31 protein-coding genes are annotated in these 19,428 nt (G+C 50.6%); 16 read left to right on the top strand and 15 right to left on the bottom strand.

Annotated features, from left to right (window positions below):
• Nucleotides 1-94 precede the first annotated feature (94 nt).
• From ACMHLI_RS12700 to ACMHLI_RS12635, 14 genes are all read right to left on the bottom strand, one after another.
• Nucleotides 95-493, bottom strand: a complete 399-nt coding sequence (locus ACMHLI_RS12700; RefSeq protein ID WP_413529795.1) for a hypothetical protein — start codon at nt 491-493, stop codon at nt 95-97.
• A complete protein-coding gene (locus ACMHLI_RS12695) occupies nt 490-828 on the bottom strand; it encodes a hypothetical protein (RefSeq protein ID WP_413529794.1) in 339 nt (112 codons plus the stop codon). Before ACMHLI_RS12695 ends, ACMHLI_RS12700 begins: the two co-directional genes overlap by 4 nt.
• Nucleotides 825-1,106, bottom strand: coding sequence for a hypothetical protein (locus ACMHLI_RS12690; protein ID WP_413529793.1), 282 nt, complete (start codon nt 1,104-1,106; stop codon nt 825-827). Before ACMHLI_RS12690 ends, ACMHLI_RS12695 begins: the two co-directional genes overlap by 4 nt.
• Nucleotides 1,107-1,115: 9 nt before the next feature.
• Nucleotides 1,116-1,685 carry a hypothetical protein gene (locus ACMHLI_RS12685; RefSeq protein WP_413529792.1) on the bottom strand — a complete coding sequence of 190 codons (570 nt, stop codon included), beginning with the start codon at nt 1,683-1,685 and terminating at the stop codon, nt 1,116-1,118.
• On the bottom strand, nt 1,682-1,903 hold the full coding sequence (locus tag ACMHLI_RS12680) for a hypothetical protein (protein WP_413529791.1): 222 nt from the start codon (nt 1,901-1,903) through the stop codon (nt 1,682-1,684). Before ACMHLI_RS12680 ends, ACMHLI_RS12685 begins: the two co-directional genes overlap by 4 nt.
• The gene (locus tag ACMHLI_RS12675) at nt 1,903-2,274 is read right to left on the bottom strand and encodes a hypothetical protein (protein ID WP_413529790.1); all 372 of its coding nucleotides are present in this window, start codon (nt 2,272-2,274) and stop codon (nt 1,903-1,905) included. The genes ACMHLI_RS12680 and ACMHLI_RS12675 overlap by 1 nt, the downstream gene beginning before the upstream one ends.
• An 87-nt stretch (nt 2,275-2,361) precedes the next feature.
• Nucleotides 2,362-2,778, bottom strand: a complete 417-nt coding sequence (locus tag ACMHLI_RS12670) for a hypothetical protein (protein WP_413529789.1) — start codon at nt 2,776-2,778, stop codon at nt 2,362-2,364.
• Nucleotides 2,778-2,987: a hypothetical protein gene (locus tag ACMHLI_RS12665; protein ID WP_413529788.1), complete on the bottom strand. Its 210-nt coding sequence runs from the start codon at nt 2,985-2,987 to the stop codon at nt 2,778-2,780. The genes ACMHLI_RS12670 and ACMHLI_RS12665 overlap by 1 nt, the downstream gene beginning before the upstream one ends.
• A complete protein-coding gene (locus ACMHLI_RS12660; protein ID WP_413529787.1) occupies nt 2,980-3,144 on the bottom strand; it encodes a hypothetical protein in 165 nt (54 codons plus the stop codon). Before ACMHLI_RS12660 ends, ACMHLI_RS12665 begins: the two co-directional genes overlap by 8 nt.
• Entirely contained in the window at nt 3,137-3,322 is a 186-nt protein-coding gene (locus ACMHLI_RS12655) for a hypothetical protein (RefSeq protein WP_413529786.1), read from the bottom strand. The genes ACMHLI_RS12660 and ACMHLI_RS12655 overlap by 8 nt, the downstream gene beginning before the upstream one ends.
• On the bottom strand, nt 3,315-3,599 hold the full coding sequence (locus ACMHLI_RS12650; protein ID WP_413529785.1) for a host cell division inhibitor Icd-like protein: 285 nt from the start codon (nt 3,597-3,599) through the stop codon (nt 3,315-3,317). The genes ACMHLI_RS12655 and ACMHLI_RS12650 overlap by 8 nt, the downstream gene beginning before the upstream one ends.
• Nucleotide 3,600: 1 nt before the next feature.
• On the bottom strand, nt 3,601-3,885 hold the full coding sequence (locus ACMHLI_RS12645; protein ID WP_413529784.1) for a hypothetical protein: 285 nt from the start codon (nt 3,883-3,885) through the stop codon (nt 3,601-3,603).
• A 35-nt stretch (nt 3,886-3,920) separates the two neighbouring features.
• Nucleotides 3,921-4,217, bottom strand: coding sequence for a hypothetical protein (locus tag ACMHLI_RS12640; RefSeq protein WP_413529783.1), 297 nt, complete (start codon nt 4,215-4,217; stop codon nt 3,921-3,923).
• 200 nt (nt 4,218-4,417) lie between these two features.
• A complete protein-coding gene (locus ACMHLI_RS12635; protein ID WP_413529782.1) occupies nt 4,418-5,137 on the bottom strand; it encodes an XRE family transcriptional regulator in 720 nt (239 codons plus the stop codon).
• Nucleotides 5,138-5,239: 102 nt separating this feature from the next.
• On the opposite strand from ACMHLI_RS12635, the gene ACMHLI_RS12630 reads away from it, so the two are divergent.
• The 10 genes from ACMHLI_RS12630 (at nt 5,240) to ACMHLI_RS12585 (ending at nt 11,926) form a co-directional block, all read left to right on the top strand.
• The gene (locus ACMHLI_RS12630) at nt 5,240-5,473 is read left to right on the top strand and encodes a transcriptional regulator (RefSeq protein ID WP_413529781.1); all 234 of its coding nucleotides are present in this window, start codon (nt 5,240-5,242) and stop codon (nt 5,471-5,473) included.
• 2 nt (nt 5,474-5,475) lie between these two features.
• Entirely contained in the window at nt 5,476-6,438 is a 963-nt protein-coding gene (locus ACMHLI_RS12625; protein ID WP_413529780.1) for a hypothetical protein, read from the top strand.
• Nucleotides 6,439-6,547: 109 nt separating this feature from the next.
• Nucleotides 6,548-8,425: a toprim domain-containing protein gene (locus tag ACMHLI_RS12620; protein WP_413529779.1), complete on the top strand. Its 1,878-nt coding sequence runs from the start codon at nt 6,548-6,550 to the stop codon at nt 8,423-8,425.
• A complete protein-coding gene (locus tag ACMHLI_RS12615) occupies nt 8,425-8,733 on the top strand; it encodes a hypothetical protein (RefSeq protein WP_413529778.1) in 309 nt (102 codons plus the stop codon). The genes ACMHLI_RS12620 and ACMHLI_RS12615 overlap by 1 nt, the downstream gene beginning before the upstream one ends.
• Nucleotides 8,730-9,512, top strand: a complete 783-nt coding sequence (locus ACMHLI_RS12610; RefSeq protein ID WP_413529777.1) for an antitermination protein — start codon at nt 8,730-8,732, stop codon at nt 9,510-9,512. The genes ACMHLI_RS12615 and ACMHLI_RS12610 overlap by 4 nt, the downstream gene beginning before the upstream one ends.
• A 459-nt stretch (nt 9,513-9,971) precedes the next feature.
• Nucleotides 9,972-10,223, top strand: a complete 252-nt coding sequence (locus tag ACMHLI_RS12605) for a hypothetical protein (RefSeq protein ID WP_413529776.1) — start codon at nt 9,972-9,974, stop codon at nt 10,221-10,223.
• 164 nt (nt 10,224-10,387) lie between these two features.
• Nucleotides 10,388-10,657 (top strand): phage holin, encoded by a 270-nt coding sequence (locus tag ACMHLI_RS12600; RefSeq protein ID WP_413529775.1) that lies wholly within the window; start codon nt 10,388-10,390, stop codon nt 10,655-10,657.
• Between the two features lie 2 nt (nt 10,658-10,659).
• Nucleotides 10,660-11,190: a lysozyme gene (locus ACMHLI_RS12595; protein ID WP_413529774.1), complete on the top strand. Its 531-nt coding sequence runs from the start codon at nt 10,660-10,662 to the stop codon at nt 11,188-11,190.
• Nucleotides 11,183-11,689 (top strand): lysis protein, encoded by a 507-nt coding sequence (locus ACMHLI_RS12590; protein WP_413529773.1) that lies wholly within the window; start codon nt 11,183-11,185, stop codon nt 11,687-11,689. The genes ACMHLI_RS12595 and ACMHLI_RS12590 overlap by 8 nt, the downstream gene beginning before the upstream one ends.
• Before the next feature lie 12 nt (nt 11,690-11,701).
• The gene (locus tag ACMHLI_RS12585; RefSeq protein ID WP_413529772.1) at nt 11,702-11,926 is read left to right on the top strand and encodes a hypothetical protein; all 225 of its coding nucleotides are present in this window, start codon (nt 11,702-11,704) and stop codon (nt 11,924-11,926) included.
• Between the two features lie 12 nt (nt 11,927-11,938).
• Here the strand turns inward: ACMHLI_RS12585 and ACMHLI_RS12580 are convergent, their stop codons facing one another.
• Entirely contained in the window at nt 11,939-12,202 is a 264-nt protein-coding gene (locus ACMHLI_RS12580) for a hypothetical protein (protein ID WP_413529771.1), read from the bottom strand.
• Nucleotides 12,203-12,343: 141 nt separating this feature from the next.
• Here ACMHLI_RS12580 and ACMHLI_RS12575 point away from each other — a divergent pair, with 141 nt between their 5' ends.
• The 6 genes from ACMHLI_RS12575 (at nt 12,344) to ACMHLI_RS12550 (ending at nt 19,373) form a co-directional block, all read left to right on the top strand.
• Entirely contained in the window at nt 12,344-12,688 is a 345-nt protein-coding gene (locus ACMHLI_RS12575; protein WP_413529770.1) for a hypothetical protein, read from the top strand.
• Nucleotides 12,689-13,094: 406 nt separating this feature from the next.
• Entirely contained in the window at nt 13,095-13,604 is a 510-nt protein-coding gene (locus tag ACMHLI_RS12570; RefSeq protein ID WP_413529769.1) for a DUF1441 family protein, read from the top strand.
• The gene (locus ACMHLI_RS12565) at nt 13,594-15,702 is read left to right on the top strand and encodes a phage terminase large subunit family protein (protein ID WP_413529768.1); all 2,109 of its coding nucleotides are present in this window, start codon (nt 13,594-13,596) and stop codon (nt 15,700-15,702) included. Before ACMHLI_RS12570 ends, ACMHLI_RS12565 begins: the two co-directional genes overlap by 11 nt.
• The gene (locus tag ACMHLI_RS12560; protein WP_413529767.1) at nt 15,699-15,917 is read left to right on the top strand and encodes a hypothetical protein; all 219 of its coding nucleotides are present in this window, start codon (nt 15,699-15,701) and stop codon (nt 15,915-15,917) included. Before ACMHLI_RS12565 ends, ACMHLI_RS12560 begins: the two co-directional genes overlap by 4 nt.
• Nucleotides 15,914-17,392, top strand: coding sequence for a phage portal protein (locus tag ACMHLI_RS12555; RefSeq protein WP_413529766.1), 1,479 nt, complete (start codon nt 15,914-15,916; stop codon nt 17,390-17,392). Before ACMHLI_RS12560 ends, ACMHLI_RS12555 begins: the two co-directional genes overlap by 4 nt.
• A gap of 49 nt (nt 17,393-17,441) precedes the next feature.
• Nucleotides 17,442-19,373 carry a ClpP-like prohead protease/major capsid protein fusion protein gene (locus ACMHLI_RS12550; protein ID WP_413529857.1) on the top strand — a complete coding sequence of 644 codons (1,932 nt, stop codon included), beginning with the start codon at nt 17,442-17,444 and terminating at the stop codon, nt 19,371-19,373.
• Nucleotides 19,374-19,428: the final 55 nt, after the last annotated feature.

Raw genomic sequence — 19,428 nt, 5'->3', positions numbered from 1 at the left:
AAGTAAAGAGTGCTTCGCGAAATTTTGTAACGAGCTAAAACATCGCTGGTCAGCATAATTTCATCTGAAATAGAACTCTTCGAATCTTGATTGTTCATAATTTCACTCCCGCATTATCCAGCGTTTCATTTAACCGTTCATCAGCGAGTGCGCGTGCAAGAATGCGGGATTGTGACCATTCAGCAGGCGCGACTTGGTTCCGCAAAAGTTTCAGCAGTTCCTCGTCCTCAAACTTCATCCGCATTTTGTTGAGTTCCTTCTCTTCCTGCCGCAGGACGGCCAGCCGTTCTGTAATACGTCGGCGCACCTTGCCCCAGGCTTTGTGGGCACCCTTAGCGCGGTTCAACCAGCCGATATCCTGCTCCCCTCTGATATCAATCTTCCCCTGAATGGCATCGATAGTTTTATTGGCGATGGATAAGGCTTCCAAGTGCTCACCGATACCTTCCAGTGCGTCAACATTAATTCGGCCATTTTCACTTTTTGCGATCATCGTTGAACCTCCCCGACTGAATTACCCATGTCATCGACCATGCCTTGCCAAATATGGCTACCGTGTTCAGTCAAGGTGATGCCGCTGACGCATCGGCCTAGCAAAGCGCATCCGATATTTTCCCAGCGCGGGTAGTTCTGCTGTAGCGCCTCAAGCACATACGAATCAACGATGTCACGCATCCCCGCAATGCCGCCGATAATGTTGACCTGAATAGTCACGCCATTAGCCAGGATGGTGAACCACTCACCCCCGTTAACAAGTTTGACATGGTGGTACAGAGCAGCGGCGTACTGATTGGCCAGTGCGTTGAGACGAAAGTTTTTGGTTATCATTTTTTGTCTCCAAATGAGCGGCGTATTGCCTTTTTGAGTTTTTTGCTGTTATTAACTGAGCAATAAAGCTCAGCCAGCTCTTTAGCCAGCATGACTTCGCCGGTTTCCTCGTTTACGAAATGCTGATTGGGGTTGTTTTTGATAAATTCCTGCACCATCGGCATCGCCAAAAACTCTTCCGGACTATAGATGCGGTACTGGCGACGATTATGTTTTTCAACGGGCGTGCGGTGCAGGGAGACCACACCAAAGACGTTTGCGTTATCTTGGTTGCTCATTAGCGGTCCTCAGTGGGTTACCGGCATATCTGGCATGCCTTCGGTGTGAATCATTTCGATATATTCATCGTGCAGCATTTCCAAGCCTTCACGACCCATCGGAGACAAGATAAATCCGTGCTCTGAGCTTATCTTCACCATGTCTTGATACATTCGCAGAGCCAAACCCAAACCGGTTTCAATGCCGTACTTCTCGATGGCGCATCCTTCAACATGACTTGCCAGCGAGAAACGAACAGGGCCGGGATAAATACCCATGCTTCCATTTTTCCCGACATAAATAATCGCGTGGTCAGTGCTGCCTTCATCATTTGGAACGTCTATTGAGCCGTTTTTGGCGTGTTCTTCATTAATGAATATCGTCACAACCAACCAGCGCCAGAGCGCAACTTCCTTTTCGAGCGTGAGATGCAACCAGCCGTTAGCTTTCGCATCCTCAACGCACGCCAAAATCCTCAAACCCTCGGAATTATTTCTGTCGTGCTTCCCATCATCGAGCTGGCGGAAGGCGGCGGAATAACCGATAACGCGATTGCCTACTTTTATGCCATCCGGGGTTGCTTCAAATTCAGCTTTCATTTCCTGTCCTTCTGCGTGTTGTATTTTTCGTGGCTCATCAACTGCCAGCTCAGGCCTTGGTCTTTTGAAAGCAGGCGCCAGCGGCGATTTACTTTCAGTGATAGGTTTCCGGTACCGATGATCCGCGCCGGATGTAGGCGTTGTTTCCGATACATGCTGAGTACGGAAATCGCCCGGACGTGAACCCACTCAGGAACGCGAATGGCTGTCAGTGTCATCAGCTCACCATCTGCAGGTCTGAGTGATTCGGATCCTGAAGCGCCTCGGTGACGGCATCGACCATCATTTCTTTGATGAAGTCGTGGCCGCTGGGCGTCAGCTTCCCGCGCACTGAGTCGAACATCGCGGCGTAGGTATCGATGATTGCTTGCTCCCCCTCTTTCAGGCCGCGCACCTCATACACCAGACGCTCGATGTGGTTGATCATGATTTGAGAGAGGCTCACCTCCGATATCTCAACAACCACAGGAAGCTTTTTAGATGGCAGCGTGACAAACGTCTGACTGCCGCCAAAATGCCGCTGACAATATTCGATGTAGGTAAGGGCGATGCGCTGGCGCTCACGCTCAATTCGTTCTTTATTACTCATTGAAAATACTCCTTACTCGCCTTTTGGATGCAGGTTTCCCCGACCGTTAGGCCGCAATTAAATTTCTCTATTAATTTTATTGATTACTTAATTTTTTCTTTCAAATAATGACGCATTTACTTTCTTTAATAACTCTTCGTTCTCTTGGCTATTCAGGTATTCGCTAAATAGGGGGGCACTTTTAGAAAGGAAGCCACCCAGAGTCGCAAGGAATCCAACCACCTGCCCTTTAGCTGAGTCTTTAAGCTCACCCACCTTAAACATATCGGAAACTATCCACGGTAATTCGTGATGTGTTTTATTATTGTTGTCTAATAAATATTTCATATATATAACCGCAAGATAACGTCCAGCATCATTTCCGTCGCTATAATCTCCCGTGTCAGGAACGCACCACCAGTCCAATGGGCTAAAAGCGCGCCGACCATCAGCATTATCCCTTTTTCCGATAAAAGGTAATCGATGAAGTGCAAGGGCTCTTCTTTTATTAAATCTCAGTTTCATCAAAGATACTCCACTTCCATTTTATTAAGCTGGTGGCGAACGGCTTTTATGTTTTCAATAGCTAAATGTGTGATGGAATATTCATCATTGTAACGTCCATCAGTCTGCAAATTATCTCTAACTACATTTAGAGCGCCTTCTGAAAAGTTAAGGTCCATAATGCAGGCTCGAATGCCATTGAGCAGACAATCTTTGTTTTCTTTATCCATTTTTGGTTGCCGCCTCAGCAGTGATAGAAATAATGTTCATAATCTCTAAGGACAATGACTTTTCTTCGTCGCTGCAGGTAAGGTATTGTGCAGCATCTGCCAGTGCCTTAATTTTTCTTAAAGCATCCTCAACATCTACGGAAGTTGAATTATTCATGGTGCACCTCTTTAACTTCATAACCTGCCGTTTGCGCCATTTCTAAGAATCCCTGCAATGTGCTCAACGCATAACCTGGCATCAAAGGTTCGTGTGACTCGAGTTGCCCATCTTTGATATGAAGCATGATTCGCCCGGTAAATTGATGCCTCACTTGAACAAGGATATCGCTAGTCATAGCGTACCTCCTCCATTGGCAGTCGGGCCGCTAGGGATAAAACGTATTCCTTTGCTAACTCATGCCGCGCTTCTCGTTCGGAACATGCCACGACGCGGATCATGGCTGGCTGGGCCTTGGTGTCCGAACGTTTAACCGATGCAAAAAGAAATACACTTGTGCTAGTATCAGCAACAGCCTTATTAACTAATCCGCTGGCGCAGGTTTGTTTTAAGGTCAGGCTCTGGGCTTTAACGGGCGTTGAACCCAGAGTCGAATTAATACATAGATTTTCCATCTTACTTCCCCTGACTCAAATTGAAATTTGCACAAGACTCGACCTCGAGCATTTTTTCTAAAAGCGATATGTTTGCGGTAAGTAAAAGGCTAATGTTTTGCATATCTGATTTTACATCATCATATTCTTTATTTGCTGCTGCCCAGAACATGACATTAGCAACAGCCTTCATCCCGCAAACGAGATGGTCAATTCCGCAGGCAGCGTTATCCGAATTAATTTTATATTCTTCTTTGCTTAATTTTTTACCATCAATATCTATGATTAAATCAGCTATATTAGGCATGAGCGTTTTCCATGATTTATTTTGGAGGAGTTTGCTTACTTATTGTAAAAGCAAACTGAATTTTTAAGTTTCGGAGATTTGTCTAAGATCTCCTTAGCGTGAGTGCAGGCTTCTTCATATGTGTTAAAGAAATCCACGAGGACAAAGCCGAATTCATTTCTTTCATAAATTTGGTATTCAGGTACATCGAACAACGAGGCGAACAATACGTATGTTGCATTCTCGTTATGGCCTGATACGGGCATGAAATAACTCAATTCAGAATCGGCCGCTTTGAGCTTTTGATGAATATCGAAGGAAGTTGTTTGAACATTGGTTTGTTTATCTGTCATCTCATTGGCTCCGTTGTTTGCCGATGAGTTAAAGGTACGCGATGAATTAACTTATTGCAATACCATAAGTTATAAATAAATAACTTAATGAATTATGGTGTTGATTGAAAAGGTATTATTTCTTGTTTTTACCGTGCGTTCTGATTTTGGATGAAAAAAAACCGGCGTTAAGCCGGTTTATTATGCAGTAGGATCACGGGTCAGAGGACAACCGAGTACCAGAAAACACGACCTATAATCTCCAGGGCATTTTCAGTGGTTTCTTCATCTTGGAATTCCTCGCGGTTGTAACTCCTGATCACAACCTTGCCACCAGGGCGACGATAGAGCATTTTTACCCTTTTCAGTCCATCGACATTTATTGCGTATAACTTACCATCATCGATTCGTTTGTTATTACAATCCACTGCAACATCAGTTCCATCTGGCAGCACTGGCTCCATGCTGTTACCTCTGGCAGGAAAGCATAGGACCCCAGACCCATCAGTGTTAGCTCCGACTCTTCTTAGAATATTTTTTGAGAATCGCATAGTTAGTCCGTTGTAATCTTCATCGCAATAGCTGCCATCTCCGGCAGCTAATTCAATATCTTTCAGGTAGGGAACTTCGACCTCGTTTTCGTGGAGGGGGGAGGAATCATCCCACACCTGTATGCCAGTACCGGATTTCTCTGATGCTCCTTTTGGTTCTTTCAACTCAGGACTATGTGAAATCTCGGCTGGCTCCTCTCCATTAGCAAGCCACTCAGGCCTTACATTCAAAGCCTGAGCTATCTCAACCAGTTTCCTGCTAGTGCTGGTTTTTCCATTCGTCAATTTCCAGATGGATGGTTGTGACATGCCTACGGCATCAGCCAGCGTGGCCTGTGTCATGCCGTTCTTATTCATTGCCCATGTCAGGCGTTCAGCGAATGTTTTCATACGTCCAATCTATACCTTAAGTTATTAACGTTCAAATACCTTAAGTTATTGCAATAAGTTATACAAGTGCTACCATGAGGTATGTTGCAATAACTTATGGTAATGAATATGGTTAATGATCACATTAAAACAGCAGTTGAAGAAGCAGGCGGGCAAGCTGCCCTCGCTCGTGCTTGTGGTGTATCGCAGCCTGCCGTATTCCGTTGGCTCAATGGACGCAGAGTGAAAGCTGACTATGTTATGTCCATTGTCAGTGCGGCCAATGGCAAAGTAGAAGCTCATCAAATTAGGCCAGACCTACCAACGCTTTTTCCACATCCAGACCAGGCTGATTAACCATGCGTGATTACGGAAAGGTATCACCTCAATTCTGGATAGGGAAAACAGGCAAAGAGCTCAAACGCTCTGGCTATGAAGGCCAAATTGTTTCCCTGTACCTTTTGACCAGCCCTCACGCAAACATGATCGGCATGTATTACATGCCCCTGATGTACATGGCTCACGAAACAGGATTGGGCATTGAAGGGGCTTCGAAGGGGCTTGCAAGTGCTATCAAATCTGGTTTTTGCCTCTATGACAACGATTCAGAGATGGTTTGGGTGCCTGAAATGGCGGCACATCAGATCGGAACGTCGTTGAAACCAACCGATAAGCGTTGCCCGGGAGTTCAAAACACCTATGAGGCACAGCCTGATAATCCTTTCCTCCCAATGTTTTACGATAAGTATTCAGGTGATTTTCATTTGACCAATCGACGTGAATTTATCGAGGGATCACCAAGGGGCATTGAAGGGGCTTCGAAGGGGCTTGCAAGCCAAGAGCAGGAACAGGAGCAGGAACAAGAAGAAGATAAAACCACTTTGTCCGAAAAAATTCGGACTGACGGCGGGAAACAATCTGATTCTGAAAATCTACCTGCACCCAAAACCGATGACAAAAAACCAGACCCAGTGGACCAAGCTTTCGAGTCAATTTTTTGGATTGCAGGGCTTCGCAAAGACACTAAGGTCAAGGCGAGGTCAGCGTTCAAAACGAAGTACCGTGAACACAAAGCCAAAACCGGTGATTCACCGGAAAAATTTGCCACGACTCTCGCCGATGACATCCGGTGGCGTGTGAAGGCTCAGGTATTTGGCACGGATAAGCTCCTCCCGACATCGTACCTGAGTGGAGAGCGCTGGAACGATGAAAGACCAGCATCAACAACTGCGGTTGCTGACGGAGCTTCCAGACAGCTTGCGCAGGATGGTGAAACGCAAGTTTTTGTGGATTACGACGCACTGCGTCGAGGGAGTCGCTAGCGATGAAAACCAAATTCAAGATTTTGCTGGTAGCAGGTTACAACCACGGGATCGTGGGGATGCGTTTTGTTGACTGGTGTTTTATCAAATTTCGTTTAGGGAGCCTGTAATGACGCCGAATGAATTATCAGGGAAGCTTTGGGACAACGTGGAGCGCGTAGTGGCGTACTTGCTACCCAATGGCAAGAAGGCCGCGAACGAGTGGGTATGTGGCTCGGTGGATGGTGAGAAGGGCAACAGCCTTAAAGTTAACATGTCCGGTAAGCGTGTGTGGTCAGATTTCTCAACAGGCGAAAGCGGTGATCTTCTGGATCTTTGGTGCGCGACTAAATCGTGCCAATTGCACGTGGCCATGTCCGAGGCGAAGGCGTTGCTAGGTCTGAAAGAAAACGATCAGCACTTCGAAACGAAGAAAAAAACATTCTCAAAACCAAAGAAGCAGGGCGTCAAAAAAGCGAATGCTTGCTACGCATACCTTGAAAGTCGTGGCATCAGTGCGGCGACTGTGGACAAGTTTAAGGTAACTGACGCAGTGGTGTGGTTCCACGAAGAGAATCGTGAATTACCTGCCCTGGCGTTCCCATACCTCCGCGACGGTGAGCTGTTGCAGATCAAGCGTATCAGCACAGAGCGCCCAAACGGTAAAAAAGTCATCATGGCTGAAGCCGACTGTGAGCCGTGTTTGTTCGGTTGGCATGTGCTGCCGCACGACTCACGTGTGGTAGTGCTCTGCGAGGGTGAAATTGATTGTCTGTCCTTCGCTGAACTCGGTTTCCCGGCGCTTAGCGTTCCGTTCGGTGGTGGCGCTGGCGCAAAACAGCAGTGGATAGAGTACGAATATCACAATATGGATCGTTTTGAAGAAATCTGGCTTTGTCTTGATAACGACTCTGTTGGCTTGGAAGCTGCGAAAGAAATCGCCCGCAGGTTGGGGACTCATCGCTGCCGCTTGGTCACTTTGCCTCACAAAGACGTGAACGAATCTCTGTGCGCTGGCGTGACAGGCGATGAGATTTTTCAATGCCTTGAGACTGCCGCTTACTTCGATCCTGAAGAACTTTGCTCTGCTTACGACTTCCTGCAGGAAACCATAGCCACATTTGAAAACCGCGATGAGGGGTTATTTATCAGCCCTTGGAAGCGCCTGAACGGCAATTTCAAGTTTCGAGAGTCTGAGTTTTCTATCGTGAACGGCATCAACAACCACGGTAAAACCGAGCTAGCAGGGCATATCTCGATCAATGCGATGTCGCAGGGGATCAAGACCTGCATTGCATCGCTTGAGCTTAAGCCAGGAAAACTCCTTGCTCGTCTGGTGCGTCAGGCCATCTGCAATAAACAACCTCAACGTGATGAGATTACGCACACCTTCGAATGGTTCAACGACCGCCTATGGCTGTTTAATCTGACCGGCACGGCAAAGGCAGACAGACTGCTAGAGATTTTCGCTTATGCCCGCCGGCGCTATGGTATCGAACTTTTCGTTATCGATAACTTGGCAAAATGCGGATTTGCTGAGGAAGACTCATCAGGCCAGAAAGACTTTATCGACAAGCTTTGTGACTTCAAAAACACCAACAGCTGCCATGTCATTCTGGTTACGCACAGCCGAAAAACTGATGAGAACGTCCCGACTGGAAAGATGGATGTCAAAGGCACAGGGGCAATTACCGATATGGCTGACAATCTATTCTCCGTCTGGCGCAACTTGCCGAGGGAAACTGCTCTTCAGAAACAAGCAGACCCTAAGCAACCAGAACTCACAGATAAAGACCATGCCGCTATGCAGATGCCTGGAACGTTAATCCGTCTCCTGAAGCAGCGCGAAGGCGAAGGGTGGGTTGGGGATATTGCCGCGTTTCTTGACCCGAGATCACACCAGTTTTTGGAAGTTGAAGGTGCTACACCTTGGAATTATTTAGCCAACAGACCTCAGGATGAAGTGGATATGGACTGGGAAATGCAAAATGTATCGAGGGCCTGCTAATGGAACGTCTGATTCGTGAGATGTCATACCTGTTCACTAAAAAACGTTTCATGGAACTCCAGAAACAAGCACATGATATTGCAAGGAGCAACAGTGAACACCTTGAATGTTTTGGCTTCATTATTGATGCCATAGACGAATTTCTGGAGGCTCTTCCGGAGAACCTTCTCTACCATGAGAAACCCCTCATGCACTACATGGTGATGCGAAGCCTGACCCTTTGGGATGCGGGACACGAGATAACAGACGTTCAGTGGGCTCACCCGGGCTGGTTCGGTACTGCTGAAAGGGGAGATACCATTCAATGAAACTGGAAAACGCTCTTAAGCAGTTCAACCCTAAAACCCAGACGTTCACTAACGTGCCGCCTGCTACTGCATCGGATTCACTTTCGGGGCCTGACCTCGCTGCCAGTATGGGAATGGCAGAGGCAGAGGCTGAATTCGGTATGGGGGCTTTCCTCGGTAAAAACGGCATCAGTCAGGAAGATGGGCTGCGCACTATTGAACGTCTTGCTGTTTATGCGATGAAAAACGCCGGTAAGCACGTCGGGAAAGCAGCTGGCCGCAGGATGGCGCATTGCATGGTGATCCTCGCGAAGATGGCTTACGCGGAGTATTGCCAGTCTGCGGGAAGCACAAGCGATTGCCCACATTGCCAAGGTCAGGGACTCATCTCAAAGGTGCACGAGGTGACCACTTATAGTGGTTATGTCGGTGCTGATGGAGAAGAGAAAATTCCGTCAGTCGTAGAGAACCAGCGTGTTTATGTACTGTGTCAACACTGTAATGGGAAAGGGGAAATTTCTCACCGCTGTCGCTGTAATGGTACCGGCCGCGTTCGTGACCTAGAGAAATCCAGCCTGCTCGGCGCACCGGTCGATAAGACCTGCGAACGCTGCAAGGGGAGGGGATTCAAACGGACACCCGGCACAACGGCCTATAAAGCGATTACGGCGCTGCTGCCAGATCTGCATGAAAGGACATGGAATCGTAACTGGCGACCGCTGTATGAGTCGCTGGTGACCAAATGCGAACAGGAAGAGAACCACGCTGATGCTGTGTTCCACAGAATCACAAGTAGATAGGATGATCGGGGATCTTATAGGGTGGTTTGAATATAAGTCTTGCATTTTGTCCGAACTTGGCGTAATTTCTCTAAATCATGGGCATTTCTTTAGATGACCCCCACGGAAAACATAATAACCTCGCTTCTGCGGGGTTTTTTGCTTTCTGCGCAACGACAAGTTGCCTGACGAATTGAGCCGTATCGCGGAACATTCGTGTTGTGAAACAGGCAGCTTTTCGTTGTGATGAAATACATAACCGTAGTGGGCGGGCGTTAACCGCCTGACAAATTATTTGAGGCTGCCAAATTGGCGGCCCTTTTTTATGCCCTCCATTCGGTTGTGAGGACAGCAGCAGCGATAAGGGATTTATCAATGCACGTTGCCCAATCTTACACGGATGAGAGTGTGGATCTTGATCATCGTTCAGTAGTCTGATGCCTGCTATCCTGTTTGTAGACATTGACAAGGGAGGTTGGCATGAAGGTATTGAATACAGAATTTGAATACAGGCAGTGGATGGAGAAGGAGTACTTCCAATTTGATGATAAATTCCCATCTATTTTCGAGCCCGATGAGTTGGAAAGAGAACTTTTAAATCAGATGCCACAGCAGTTTCCCTGCATAGTTTTCGCAGTGAAAGGCCCTAGACCTTCTGAGCCTGAGACTGTGCAGTTTATTTACCGCTCACAGGTAGAAGAATGGGCAAAGGCTTTCGGAATTATTGATTAGATAGTAAACGAATTTCATTGGGCTGCCTCCGGGCGGCCTTTTTTATTGCCCAAATTTAGAGCCCGACCAATCAGTCACCTCACCCTCATGAAACCATGCGGTCTTGGCTCTAATCCCTATGACCATTGAAACACAGCCCATTCAACTAATGGGAGGTGGGATAAATGAAAATGATCCCAGAAAAAGTCGCTTCCGGTCTGTCCTACTGCACGTCAGCGGGACTCATCTGCGCTGGCAGCTTTAGTGACTGGTTACGGCATTTAGACTGGAACCAGATCGCCATTGTCGGCGGTTTCATTATCGGTATTGTCACCTACATAACTGGTGCTTATTTTGACTGGCGCCGCACTCGAGCTTATGAGCGCGGAGTGGATGCCGGAATCATTAACCAACCGCCCGAAAAGCGCAGTCTATTTAATAAAACCGAGGACTGAGCATGGCAAAACTGAAGACAAAGCTCAGTGCCGCCATGCTGGCGCTGATCGCTGCTGGCGCTTCTGCACCGACCCTGATGAGCCAGTTTCAGGATGAGAAAGAGGGCACAAGCCTGATTGCTTATCGGGATCAGGGCGGAGTCTGGACAATCTGCGGTGGCGTGACGTATGTGAATGGCAAGCCTGTACTTAAAGGCATGAAGCTAACGCGGTCACAGTGCGATGCTATCGACAAAGCCGAGCAGGCCAAAGCGCTGGCGTGGGTTGATAAAAACATTCACGTAACGCTTACTCCTCCCCAGAAAGTCGGCATCGCCTCCTTCTGCCCGTGGAATATCGGCCCGGGGAAATGCTTCCCTTCGACGTTCTACCGCAAAATTAACGCTGGTGATCGCCTCGGAGCATGCGCAGAGATTAAACGCTGGATCTGGGACGGTGGGAAAGATTGCCGAATTCGGGCGAACAACTGCGCTGGTCAGGTCATCAGGCGTGATCAGGAAAGCGAACTCACGTGCTGGGGGCTGGATGAATAACAATTTATCGATAGTGCTGGCCTTCGTGGCTGGCGCTGCGATCACCTGGTGGATTGAAGGGCTGCGCTGGGACGCCGACGTGTCAAAGCTGAAAGCGACCCACACCACAGAGCTAAAGAAAATCAGTGATCAGGCAGTGATTGACCTGACCAACCAGAAGAAGCGCACCGAAGCGACACAAACCGCGCTGGCTGCGCTGGATGCCAAACACACGAAGGAATTAGCAGATGAACAGGCCAAGAATGACCGGTTGCGCGCTGATGTCGCTGCTGGTACTCGCCGGGTGCGGATCGCGGCAGCAAACCTTGCCACGTGCGAGCTCGTCGGGAACAGCACTACCGGAGCCGGCGGCGTGGGCGATGCAGCACAAGTCGAACTCTCTGGCGCTGGTGGACGGGCTGTTCTCGATCTCCGAGCCAGTGTCATCAAAGACGACCAAGTGATCCAATACCTTCAGGGCTATGCCGCTGAAGCCCAGAAGCGTTGCAAAATTAACTAATAGGAAACAGCCATGACCGTAAAAGCAAAGTTCCGCTGCCACTTCATTCAAAAGGCACATGATGATTCAAGCCGAACCATCCATATGAGCGCCGTGACTTCCGGCAGCCATGAAAATGAAGCCTGGTCTAAGCTCACTCCCGGCGGCCAGATTCAGATGCACATTTCAAACCCTGACGCATTCAACCAGTTCGAGCAGGGCAAGGAATACTTCGTCAATATTCAGCCAGCGGAATGAATTCCACCAAAATCAAGCAGGTCGGTTTTTACCCTCAATAAGTTCTGAAACCAATGAGCGTGATATCCGTTGAGCTTTTGATTGAATTGACACCTTGTCACTAATATCAGGAACTGAAATTTCGAAAGTTTTACTTGTTGATACATCTCTCAAATAACCTCTAAGTTCATCCCCGCTTTTATCACGCAAAAGCTGAGTTATGATGCTCTTTAGTGCTGCAACTTCTGCACTTAAGTTATTGATGATATTAGTTTGATCTTCGGAAAACTGGCTCATTAGTCTCACCTTTTATTGAAGGGTTAGGGAAAACATTCTCATTATACCCCAAAACACAAAGTGGTTTTTTATGACGACTTTGTGAAGATCCTTTAAGTGAGAGGAGCTTCAATAATTTACACATCACATAGGTGCAGTTATATGACAAGTAAAACATTAAAAGAAATGGTCGGTGGAAATCTCAGAATCGATTTGTCGCCAGATGGATTTACCGTAACGAATGGTGCAGGTACTGCTCACTATGACAAATGGGGCGCACGCACAACTGTATGGGGAACCCCTGAATATTTCCCTAAAACCATCACAGTATCAGGCTGGGAAAAAGTTGGGGTCGAGCCCGCTTCATGCCAGGTTTCTGTTGCCGTCAATACAGAAACAGTGGATGACCGGATTGAAGAGATTAAAAAAATTGTTCATGAAATCATAGACGAACGATTCAATAAAGAGCGTCGTCCGGGTGGAAAACTTTTCAATAGTCGTTTCTGATGTCGGAAGTCTGGGCATTACAGCAGGCATTCACTGAGTGCCTGTGATAATGCTTTGCGAGTAAGTGATAATGAGTATCAAACTCAATCAAAAGTCCCTGTCAATGCTTAGGTGATAATGATTATCAAAATCAGTCAAACCCATATCGATGCGAATAAATAATAATGGTTATCATTTGGCAAAGGTACTCCCGACGGGGGGTCTTGCCACGGGGCGGCGGACTCGCGGAAAACGGCTAGTTTTCGTATTTCTATGCTGTCAGCAGCAGGTGCGTTATCTCTCTGTTATATATAGAAAAAAATCAAATTCAGGTGACAACAGTTAAATTCCACTGTCATCTGACCAGTTTGCAACCCTCTGAGTTAACGAAATAAATCGTGACTTCACCTGACAGCGTGAGGTGTCAATGTCCAACATCAGCAATCTGGGGGACGCCTATAACTGGAGCGTAGCGAAGATTGCTGAGGCTTTTGGGTTGAACCGTGGAACGGTAAGAAAGCGGCTTCTCGATGCTAATACGCCAATCGCCGGCACGGTGAAAGGCTACCCCGTTTATTCCCTAAAAGACGTGGGGCCAATTCTCTTCGGTGTAAATGAACCCGGTGATCCAGATGAACTTCAGAACCCCAATAAAATGGGACCGAAGGATCGTAAGGATTGGTATCAGTCAGAAAACGAGCGCATCAAATTGGAGGAGTCGTTAAAACAGTTGCTTCCTGCATCGGAGGCACACCGCGAGATGGCATTGTTAGTAAAGGCTATTTCTCAGGTACTGGATACCTGGCCGGATAAGTTAGAGCGCGACCGCGGCTGGCGTCCGGAACAAATAGCCGAAGCACAGACCGTCATTGATGAAATGCGTGAAGTGCTGGCAGAAGAAGTCGCTACAGCTGAGGACGGGGAAAATGTTAATTAATGGCTATGCGTCTGCAAGTGCTTTGCGTCGTGATGTGGCTACATTACTGAAACCACCAAGACGAATGCCCGTGGCTGAGGCGGTATCAAAGTTTATGCGGGTGCCTATGGGAGCAGGGAGCTCATTACCCTGGGATGCGACGCTGACACCCTACATCATAGAGCCGATGAACTGTCTTGCCTCAAGGGATTATGATGCGGTGGTGTTCGTGGGTCCGGCGCGAACCGGTAAAACGATTGGCCTTATTGACGGATGGATAGTGTATGCCGTTGTGTGCGACCCCGCTGACTTCCTGTTGATACAGATGACAGAAGAGAAGGCCCGGGAGCATTCTAAAAAAAGGTTAGACAGGACCTTTCGCGTCAGCAAAGAGGTCGCCAGCCGACTCAGCCCGCGCACCAATGACAACAACGTGCATGATAAGACCTTCCGGGCAGGAAACTACCTTAAGATCGGCTGGCCCTCGATCAACATCATGTCATCCTCAGACTATCGATTTGTTGCATTAACAGATTATGACCGTTGGCCGGATGATATTGACGGCGAGGGTGACGGTTTCACGCTGGCCTCAAAACGTACGACGACATTTATGTCATCGGGCATGACGTTGGTGGAGAGTTCGCCAGGGCGGGAAGTCACAGACACCAAATGGCGACGCAGTTCCCTGCACGAGGCACCACCCACCACCGGCATTCTTTCTTTATATAACCGTGGCGATCGCCGACGCTGGTACTGGCCTTGTCCGCACTGCGGCGAACACTTCCAGCCCGCAAAAGACGTGGTACAGGGTTATCAGAATATTGCCGACCCTGTGGTCGCCAGCGAGGCGGCATTCATAGAGTGTCCGCATTGCCGGGGAAAAATTACAGCAGGGCAGAAACGCGCACTTAATCAGAAAGGTGTCTGGCTTCGCGACGGTGAACAGATTGACCGTCATGGGACTGTCACGGGCATTGCCAGACGATCGCGCATTGCGTCATTCTGGATGGAGGGACCCGCCGCGGCGTACCAAACGCTTTCGCAGCTGGTCTACAAGTTGCTGTCCGCTCAGCAGGACTACGAGGCGAACGGCAGTGAAGAAACCCTTAAAGCGGTGATCAATACTGACTGGGGTCTGCCTTATATCCCTCAGTCCAGCGTTGAGCAGCGCAAATCCGAAACCCTGATGGCGCGCGCCTCGACCGTGACCAAGCGCACCGTGCCTGACGGGGTGCGTTTTCTGGTGGCGACCGTTGACGTACAGGGCGGACGCAACCGGCGGTTCGTTGTGCAGGTGATCGGCTATGGCGCCCACGGTGAGCGCTGGGTCGTTGACCGATACAACATTAAACAGTCGATGCGCACGGGGCCGAACGGCGAAAGCCTGCCGATTGACCCGGCTGGCTATCTGGAAGACTGGGATTTGCTGCGCACGGACGTACTGGATAAGCAGTGGCCACTCAACAGCAATCCGGGTGTTTCTCTGCCCGTGCTGGCGATGGCCGTCGACTCCGGCGGTGAAGACGGTGTCACCGGCAATGCCTATGAGTTCTGGCGCCAATGCCGCCGCGATGGCGTGCACAAGCGCGTTTATCTCTTCAAAGGGGACAGCACCACCCGCAGCAAGCTGATCACCAAGTCATTGCCGGACAATACCGACCGACCTAACCGCCGGGCGGAAGCCCGCGGCGACGTGCCGCTCTACCTGCTGCAGACCAATATGCTCAAAGACCGGATCAGTAATGCGCTTCAGCGCGATACGCCGGGGGCTAACTACGTTCACTTTCCTGACTGGCTGGGGGAGTGGTTCTATGACGAACTGACCTATGAAGAAAGGGGCGCTGACGGCAAATGGACGAAGCCAGGTAAGGGGGCGAACGAAGCGTTCGACCTGATGGTATACGCCCATGCGTTGGTGATTTTGCGCGGGTACGAGCGGATAAACTGGGAAAAACCGCCTTCATGGGCACAGCCCTTTGAGCAATCCACACCCAGCATGCATTCAGATCCCACAGCCATTCCAGCCAGCAGTAATCACAAAAAACCGAAAACAACCCGCGCCAAGACAGAGGATAAACCTTCTGCCTGGGCGCCATCGACATCAGGAGGCTGGGTATGAATCAGGCCTATATTGAAGACATGATCCAGCAGTATATGACCGCCGAACGCGCCGTTCTGCAGGGAAAGTCCATCACGCTCGGCGTGCAGTCCATGACGATGGAGAACCTCAGTGAAATTCAGAAGGGGCGGAACTACTGGGAACGCCGGTTAAGCACATTGCTTTCGGCGCAGCGCGGGCGACCGCAGTACCGGCTGGCGAGGTTTCCGCGATGAGCCTGATTGATGATGCTATTGGCCTGTTTTCTCCGGGCTGGAAAGCCTCCCGTCTGCGTTCACGCGTGGCAATCAATGCCTACGAGGCAGCATTACCCACGCGCACGCACCGGGCGAAGCGGGAAAACCGCAACGCAAACCAGCTCACGCAGTTTGCTGGCCGGTCGATCAGGGAGCAGGCACGCTGGCTGGACAATAATCACGATCTGGTGATTGGCCTGCTGGACAAACTCGAAGAGCGCATTGTCGGCGCACGCGGAATTGTGGTTGACCCCCAGCCCATACTGAAAACAGGGCTGGTGGCCGATGAACTCTCTAAACAAATCCGTGCAGCCTGGGCGGAGTGGTCTGTTTCCCCCGATGTGACAGGGCAGTTCACCCGCCCCGTTCTTGAGCGGCTGATGGCAAGAACCTGGCTGCGCGACGGTGAGGTTTTTGGGCAAATGGTCCGGGGTTCTGCACAGGGACTCACTCCGACGGCCGATATTCCTTTCTGGATCGAGGCGCTGGAGCCGGACTACATACCGCTGGAGATGAACGATACCGGGAAGGGGATTTGTCAGGGGATCTATCTCAACAGTTGGGGATGCCCGACAAAGTATGTCGTGTATAAGAATCTGGTGACCTCCGGCGTTGCGCTGGGCAATACCAAGGAAATCTCTGCAGACGGCATGATGCACCTGAAATTCATGCGCCGTCTTCATCAGGTCCGGGGAAACAGCCTGCTGTCCGGCATCCTGATCCGCCTGAGCGCGCTGAAAGAGTATGAAGACTCTGAACTGACGGCCGCCCGTATTGCTGCTGCGCTGGGTATGTACGTGAAAAAAGGCGACGGGCAATCCTACAGCGATGCCGGTGGTAATGACAAAGACTCCCGCGAACTCAACATCGAGCCCGGGATGCTTTTTGATGACCTCGAGCCCGGCGAAGAAATCGGAATGATTAAATCGGACCGGCCGAATCCCAACCTTGAGACGTTTCGTAACGGGCAGCTCAGGGCGGTAGCCGCCGGCAGCCGCAGCAGCTTTTCCAGCATATCCCGTAACTACAACGGCACTTACAGTTCTCAGCGTCAGGAGCTGGTGGAGTCCTTTGAAGGCTACGGCATTCTGCAGGATGCATTTATTGCGGCCGTGACCCGACCGATGTACCGCAGCTGGTTGCAGATGGCGATCACGGCGGGCGTGATCAACGTGCCGCCCGATGTGGATATGGCGACGTTGTTTAATGCGGTCTACAGCGGGCCGGTGATGCCGTGGATTGACCCGATGAAAGAGGCCAACTCGTGGCGCGTGCTGTTGCGCGGCGGCGCGGCAACGGAAGGTGACTGGGTCAGGGCGCGCGGCGCGAATCCGGGCGATGTAAAACGCCGCCGCAAGGCGGAAGTCGATGAAAACAAAACGTTAGGTCTGGTCTTCGACACGGACCCGGCAAACGATAAAGGGGAAGCCAGTGCGAAAGATCCGAAGAAATAAACTGGGTGCGTCACCCAAGGCCTCCGCGGGGGACAAAAGCTGGTTCCGCATGAAGGCCAGCGGTGACAAGACTGCTGATATTTATATTTATGACGAGATTGGTTACTGGGGCGTGACTGCCCGCCAGTTCGCCAGCAGCATGAAAGCGCTGGGCGATCTGGACCATATCAATTTGCATATCCACTCGCCGGGCGGCGATGTCTTTGACGGCATTGCCATTTACAACCTGCTTAACAGCCATACGGCGAGCAAAACCGTGTATATCGACGGTCTTGCCGCCTCAATGGCCTCGGTGATTGCCATGGTGGGCAATCCCATCATCATGCCTGAAAACGCCATGATGATGATCCACAAGCCCTGGGGGATCACCGGCGGCGATGCCAACGACATGCGCGACTATGCTGACCTGCTGGACAAGGTCGAGGCCGTGCTGATCCCCTCCTATGCCAAAAAAACCGGCAAAACCCCTGACGAACTTGCCCTGATGCTGGGTGAGGAAACGTGGATGACCGCGCAGGAGTGCCTTGAGCACGGTTTTGCTGACCAGATTTCTACCGCGGTGCAGGCGATGGCCCGCATTAATTCAAAACGTATCGAGGAATTCGACGCTATGCCAAACGCACTGAAAAACATGATCACCAAGCCGAAAGCGACGACTCAGGCACCGGCGGTCGTGACTGAACCTGCCGCACTGGATGAAAACGCCATCCGCAATCAGGTCATTGCCGCGCAGAAACAGCGCGTCACGGGGATCAAAGACCTGTTCGCGATGTTCGGCGGCCGCCATCAGGAATTGCAGGCGACGTGCATCGAAGACATCGACTGCACGGTCGAGCAGGCCAAGGACAAGCTGCTGGTCATGCTGGGCAAAGACGCCAGTCCGTCGAATAAAAACGGCGGCAATGCGCACATCTACGCAGGGAACGGTAACTTTACCGGCGACGGCATTCGTCAGGCGCTGATGGCGCGCGCGGGCTATGAAGAACGCCAAAACGACAACGTCTACAACGGCATGACGCTGCGCGAATATGCGCGCATGTCGCTGACCGAACGCGGCGTCAGCGTGGGGGCGTTCAACCCGATGCAGATGGTCGGCCTTTCCCTGACCCACAGCACCTCTGATTTCGGCAATATCCTGCTGGACGTGGCGAATAAGTCCCTGCTGCAGGGCTGGGAAGAGTCGGAAGAGACCTTCGAAGCCTGGACGAAGAAAGGGCAGCTCTCCGACTTTAAAACGGCGCACCGCGTCGGCATGGGCGGCTTCCCGTCGTTGCGTAAGGTGCGCGAAGGGGCGGAGTACAAATACGTGACCACCGCCGACAACAGTGAAACCATTGCGCTGGCCACCTACGGTGAAATCTTCTCCATTACCCGTCAGGCCATCATCAATGACGATCTGAACCAGCTGACCGACGTGCCGATGAAAATGGGGCGCGCGGCGAAGGCCACCATCGGCGATCTGGTGTATGCGGTGCTCACCGGCAACCCTAAATTGTCTGACGGTAAGACGTTGTTCAGCAGCGATCACAAAAACCTGGCAACCGGCACCATTGACGTCACAACTCTGGATGCGGCTCGCCAGCTGATGCGCGTGCAGAAAGAGCCGACCACCGGGCGCACCCTGAACATTCGCCCGGCCTTCCTGCTGGTGCCGACCGCGCTTGAGACGGTCGCCAACCAGACGATCAAATCAGCCAGCGTGAAAGGGGCTGACGTGAACGCCGGCATCATCAACCCGATCCAGAACTTTGCGACGGTTATCGGTGAGCCACGCCTCGATGATAACAGCGCGAAAGCCTGGTATCTGGCGGCGGCGCAGGGCATGGACACCATCGAGGTGGCTTACCTGAACGGGGTCGAGTTGCCGTACATCGACCAGCAGGAAGGCTTCAATACCGACGGCATCGCGACGAAAGTGCGCATCGACGCCGGCGTGGCGCCGCTGGATTACCGCGGCCTGGTCAAGTCCAGCGGCCAGTAACATTTCCCCGCGTTACCTTCACGCCCGTCAGGGCTTTTTTTATACCTAAAATTCG

Origin of the sequence: Rahnella inusitata (assembly GCF_965118895.1) — a bacterium.
Classification (GTDB): Bacteria; Pseudomonadota; Gammaproteobacteria; order Enterobacterales; family Enterobacteriaceae; genus Rahnella; species Rahnella inusitata_A.
The sequence above is the reverse complement of the archived record's forward strand: the minus strand, read 5'-3'. Positions and strand labels throughout refer to the sequence as shown.

Excerpts from the sequence above, each read along its gene's own strand:
- ACMHLI_RS12700 (WP_413529795.1), bottom strand. The coding sequence starts at position 493 with ATGATCGCAAAAAGTGAAAATGGCCGAATTAATGTTGACGCACTGGAA.
- ACMHLI_RS12695 (WP_413529794.1), bottom strand. The coding sequence starts at position 828 with ATGATAACCAAAAACTTTCGTCTCAACGCACTGGCCAATCAGTACGCC.
- ACMHLI_RS12690 (WP_413529793.1), bottom strand. The coding sequence starts at position 1,106 with ATGAGCAACCAAGATAACGCAAACGTCTTTGGTGTGGTCTCCCTGCAC.
- ACMHLI_RS12685 (WP_413529792.1), bottom strand. The coding sequence starts at position 1,685 with ATGAAAGCTGAATTTGAAGCAACCCCGGATGGCATAAAAGTAGGCAAT.
- ACMHLI_RS12680 (WP_413529791.1), bottom strand. The coding sequence starts at position 1,903 with ATGACACTGACAGCCATTCGCGTTCCTGAGTGGGTTCACGTCCGGGCG.
- ACMHLI_RS12675 (WP_413529790.1), bottom strand. The coding sequence starts at position 2,274 with ATGAGTAATAAAGAACGAATTGAGCGTGAGCGCCAGCGCATCGCCCTT.
- ACMHLI_RS12670 (WP_413529789.1), bottom strand. The coding sequence starts at position 2,778 with ATGAAACTGAGATTTAATAAAAGAAGAGCCCTTGCACTTCATCGATTA.
- ACMHLI_RS12665 (WP_413529788.1), bottom strand. The coding sequence starts at position 2,987 with ATGGATAAAGAAAACAAAGATTGTCTGCTCAATGGCATTCGAGCCTGC.
- ACMHLI_RS12660 (WP_413529787.1), bottom strand. The coding sequence starts at position 3,144 with ATGAATAATTCAACTTCCGTAGATGTTGAGGATGCTTTAAGAAAAATT.
- ACMHLI_RS12655 (WP_413529786.1), bottom strand. The coding sequence starts at position 3,322 with ATGACTAGCGATATCCTTGTTCAAGTGAGGCATCAATTTACCGGGCGA.
- ACMHLI_RS12650 (WP_413529785.1), bottom strand. The coding sequence starts at position 3,599 with ATGGAAAATCTATGTATTAATTCGACTCTGGGTTCAACGCCCGTTAAA.
- ACMHLI_RS12645 (WP_413529784.1), bottom strand. The coding sequence starts at position 3,885 with ATGCCTAATATAGCTGATTTAATCATAGATATTGATGGTAAAAAATTA.
- ACMHLI_RS12640 (WP_413529783.1), bottom strand. The coding sequence starts at position 4,217 with ATGACAGATAAACAAACCAATGTTCAAACAACTTCCTTCGATATTCAT.
- ACMHLI_RS12635 (WP_413529782.1), bottom strand. The coding sequence starts at position 5,137 with ATGAAAACATTCGCTGAACGCCTGACATGGGCAATGAATAAGAACGGC.
- ACMHLI_RS12630 (WP_413529781.1), top strand. The coding sequence starts at position 5,240 with ATGAATATGGTTAATGATCACATTAAAACAGCAGTTGAAGAAGCAGGC.
- ACMHLI_RS12625 (WP_413529780.1), top strand. The coding sequence starts at position 5,476 with ATGCGTGATTACGGAAAGGTATCACCTCAATTCTGGATAGGGAAAACA.
- ACMHLI_RS12620 (WP_413529779.1), top strand. The coding sequence starts at position 6,548 with ATGACGCCGAATGAATTATCAGGGAAGCTTTGGGACAACGTGGAGCGC.
- ACMHLI_RS12615 (WP_413529778.1), top strand. The coding sequence starts at position 8,425 with ATGGAACGTCTGATTCGTGAGATGTCATACCTGTTCACTAAAAAACGT.
- ACMHLI_RS12610 (WP_413529777.1), top strand. The coding sequence starts at position 8,730 with ATGAAACTGGAAAACGCTCTTAAGCAGTTCAACCCTAAAACCCAGACG.
- ACMHLI_RS12605 (WP_413529776.1), top strand. The coding sequence starts at position 9,972 with ATGAAGGTATTGAATACAGAATTTGAATACAGGCAGTGGATGGAGAAG.
- ACMHLI_RS12600 (WP_413529775.1), top strand. The coding sequence starts at position 10,388 with ATGAAAATGATCCCAGAAAAAGTCGCTTCCGGTCTGTCCTACTGCACG.
- ACMHLI_RS12595 (WP_413529774.1), top strand. The coding sequence starts at position 10,660 with ATGGCAAAACTGAAGACAAAGCTCAGTGCCGCCATGCTGGCGCTGATC.
- ACMHLI_RS12590 (WP_413529773.1), top strand. The coding sequence starts at position 11,183 with ATGAATAACAATTTATCGATAGTGCTGGCCTTCGTGGCTGGCGCTGCG.
- ACMHLI_RS12585 (WP_413529772.1), top strand. The coding sequence starts at position 11,702 with ATGACCGTAAAAGCAAAGTTCCGCTGCCACTTCATTCAAAAGGCACAT.
- ACMHLI_RS12580 (WP_413529771.1), bottom strand. The coding sequence starts at position 12,202 with ATGAGCCAGTTTTCCGAAGATCAAACTAATATCATCAATAACTTAAGT.
- ACMHLI_RS12575 (WP_413529770.1), top strand. The coding sequence starts at position 12,344 with ATGACAAGTAAAACATTAAAAGAAATGGTCGGTGGAAATCTCAGAATC.
- ACMHLI_RS12570 (WP_413529769.1), top strand. The coding sequence starts at position 13,095 with ATGTCCAACATCAGCAATCTGGGGGACGCCTATAACTGGAGCGTAGCG.
- ACMHLI_RS12565 (WP_413529768.1), top strand. The coding sequence starts at position 13,594 with ATGTTAATTAATGGCTATGCGTCTGCAAGTGCTTTGCGTCGTGATGTG.
- ACMHLI_RS12560 (WP_413529767.1), top strand. The coding sequence starts at position 15,699 with ATGAATCAGGCCTATATTGAAGACATGATCCAGCAGTATATGACCGCC.
- ACMHLI_RS12555 (WP_413529766.1), top strand. The coding sequence starts at position 15,914 with ATGAGCCTGATTGATGATGCTATTGGCCTGTTTTCTCCGGGCTGGAAA.
- ACMHLI_RS12550 (WP_413529857.1), top strand. The coding sequence starts at position 17,442 with ATGAAGGCCAGCGGTGACAAGACTGCTGATATTTATATTTATGACGAG.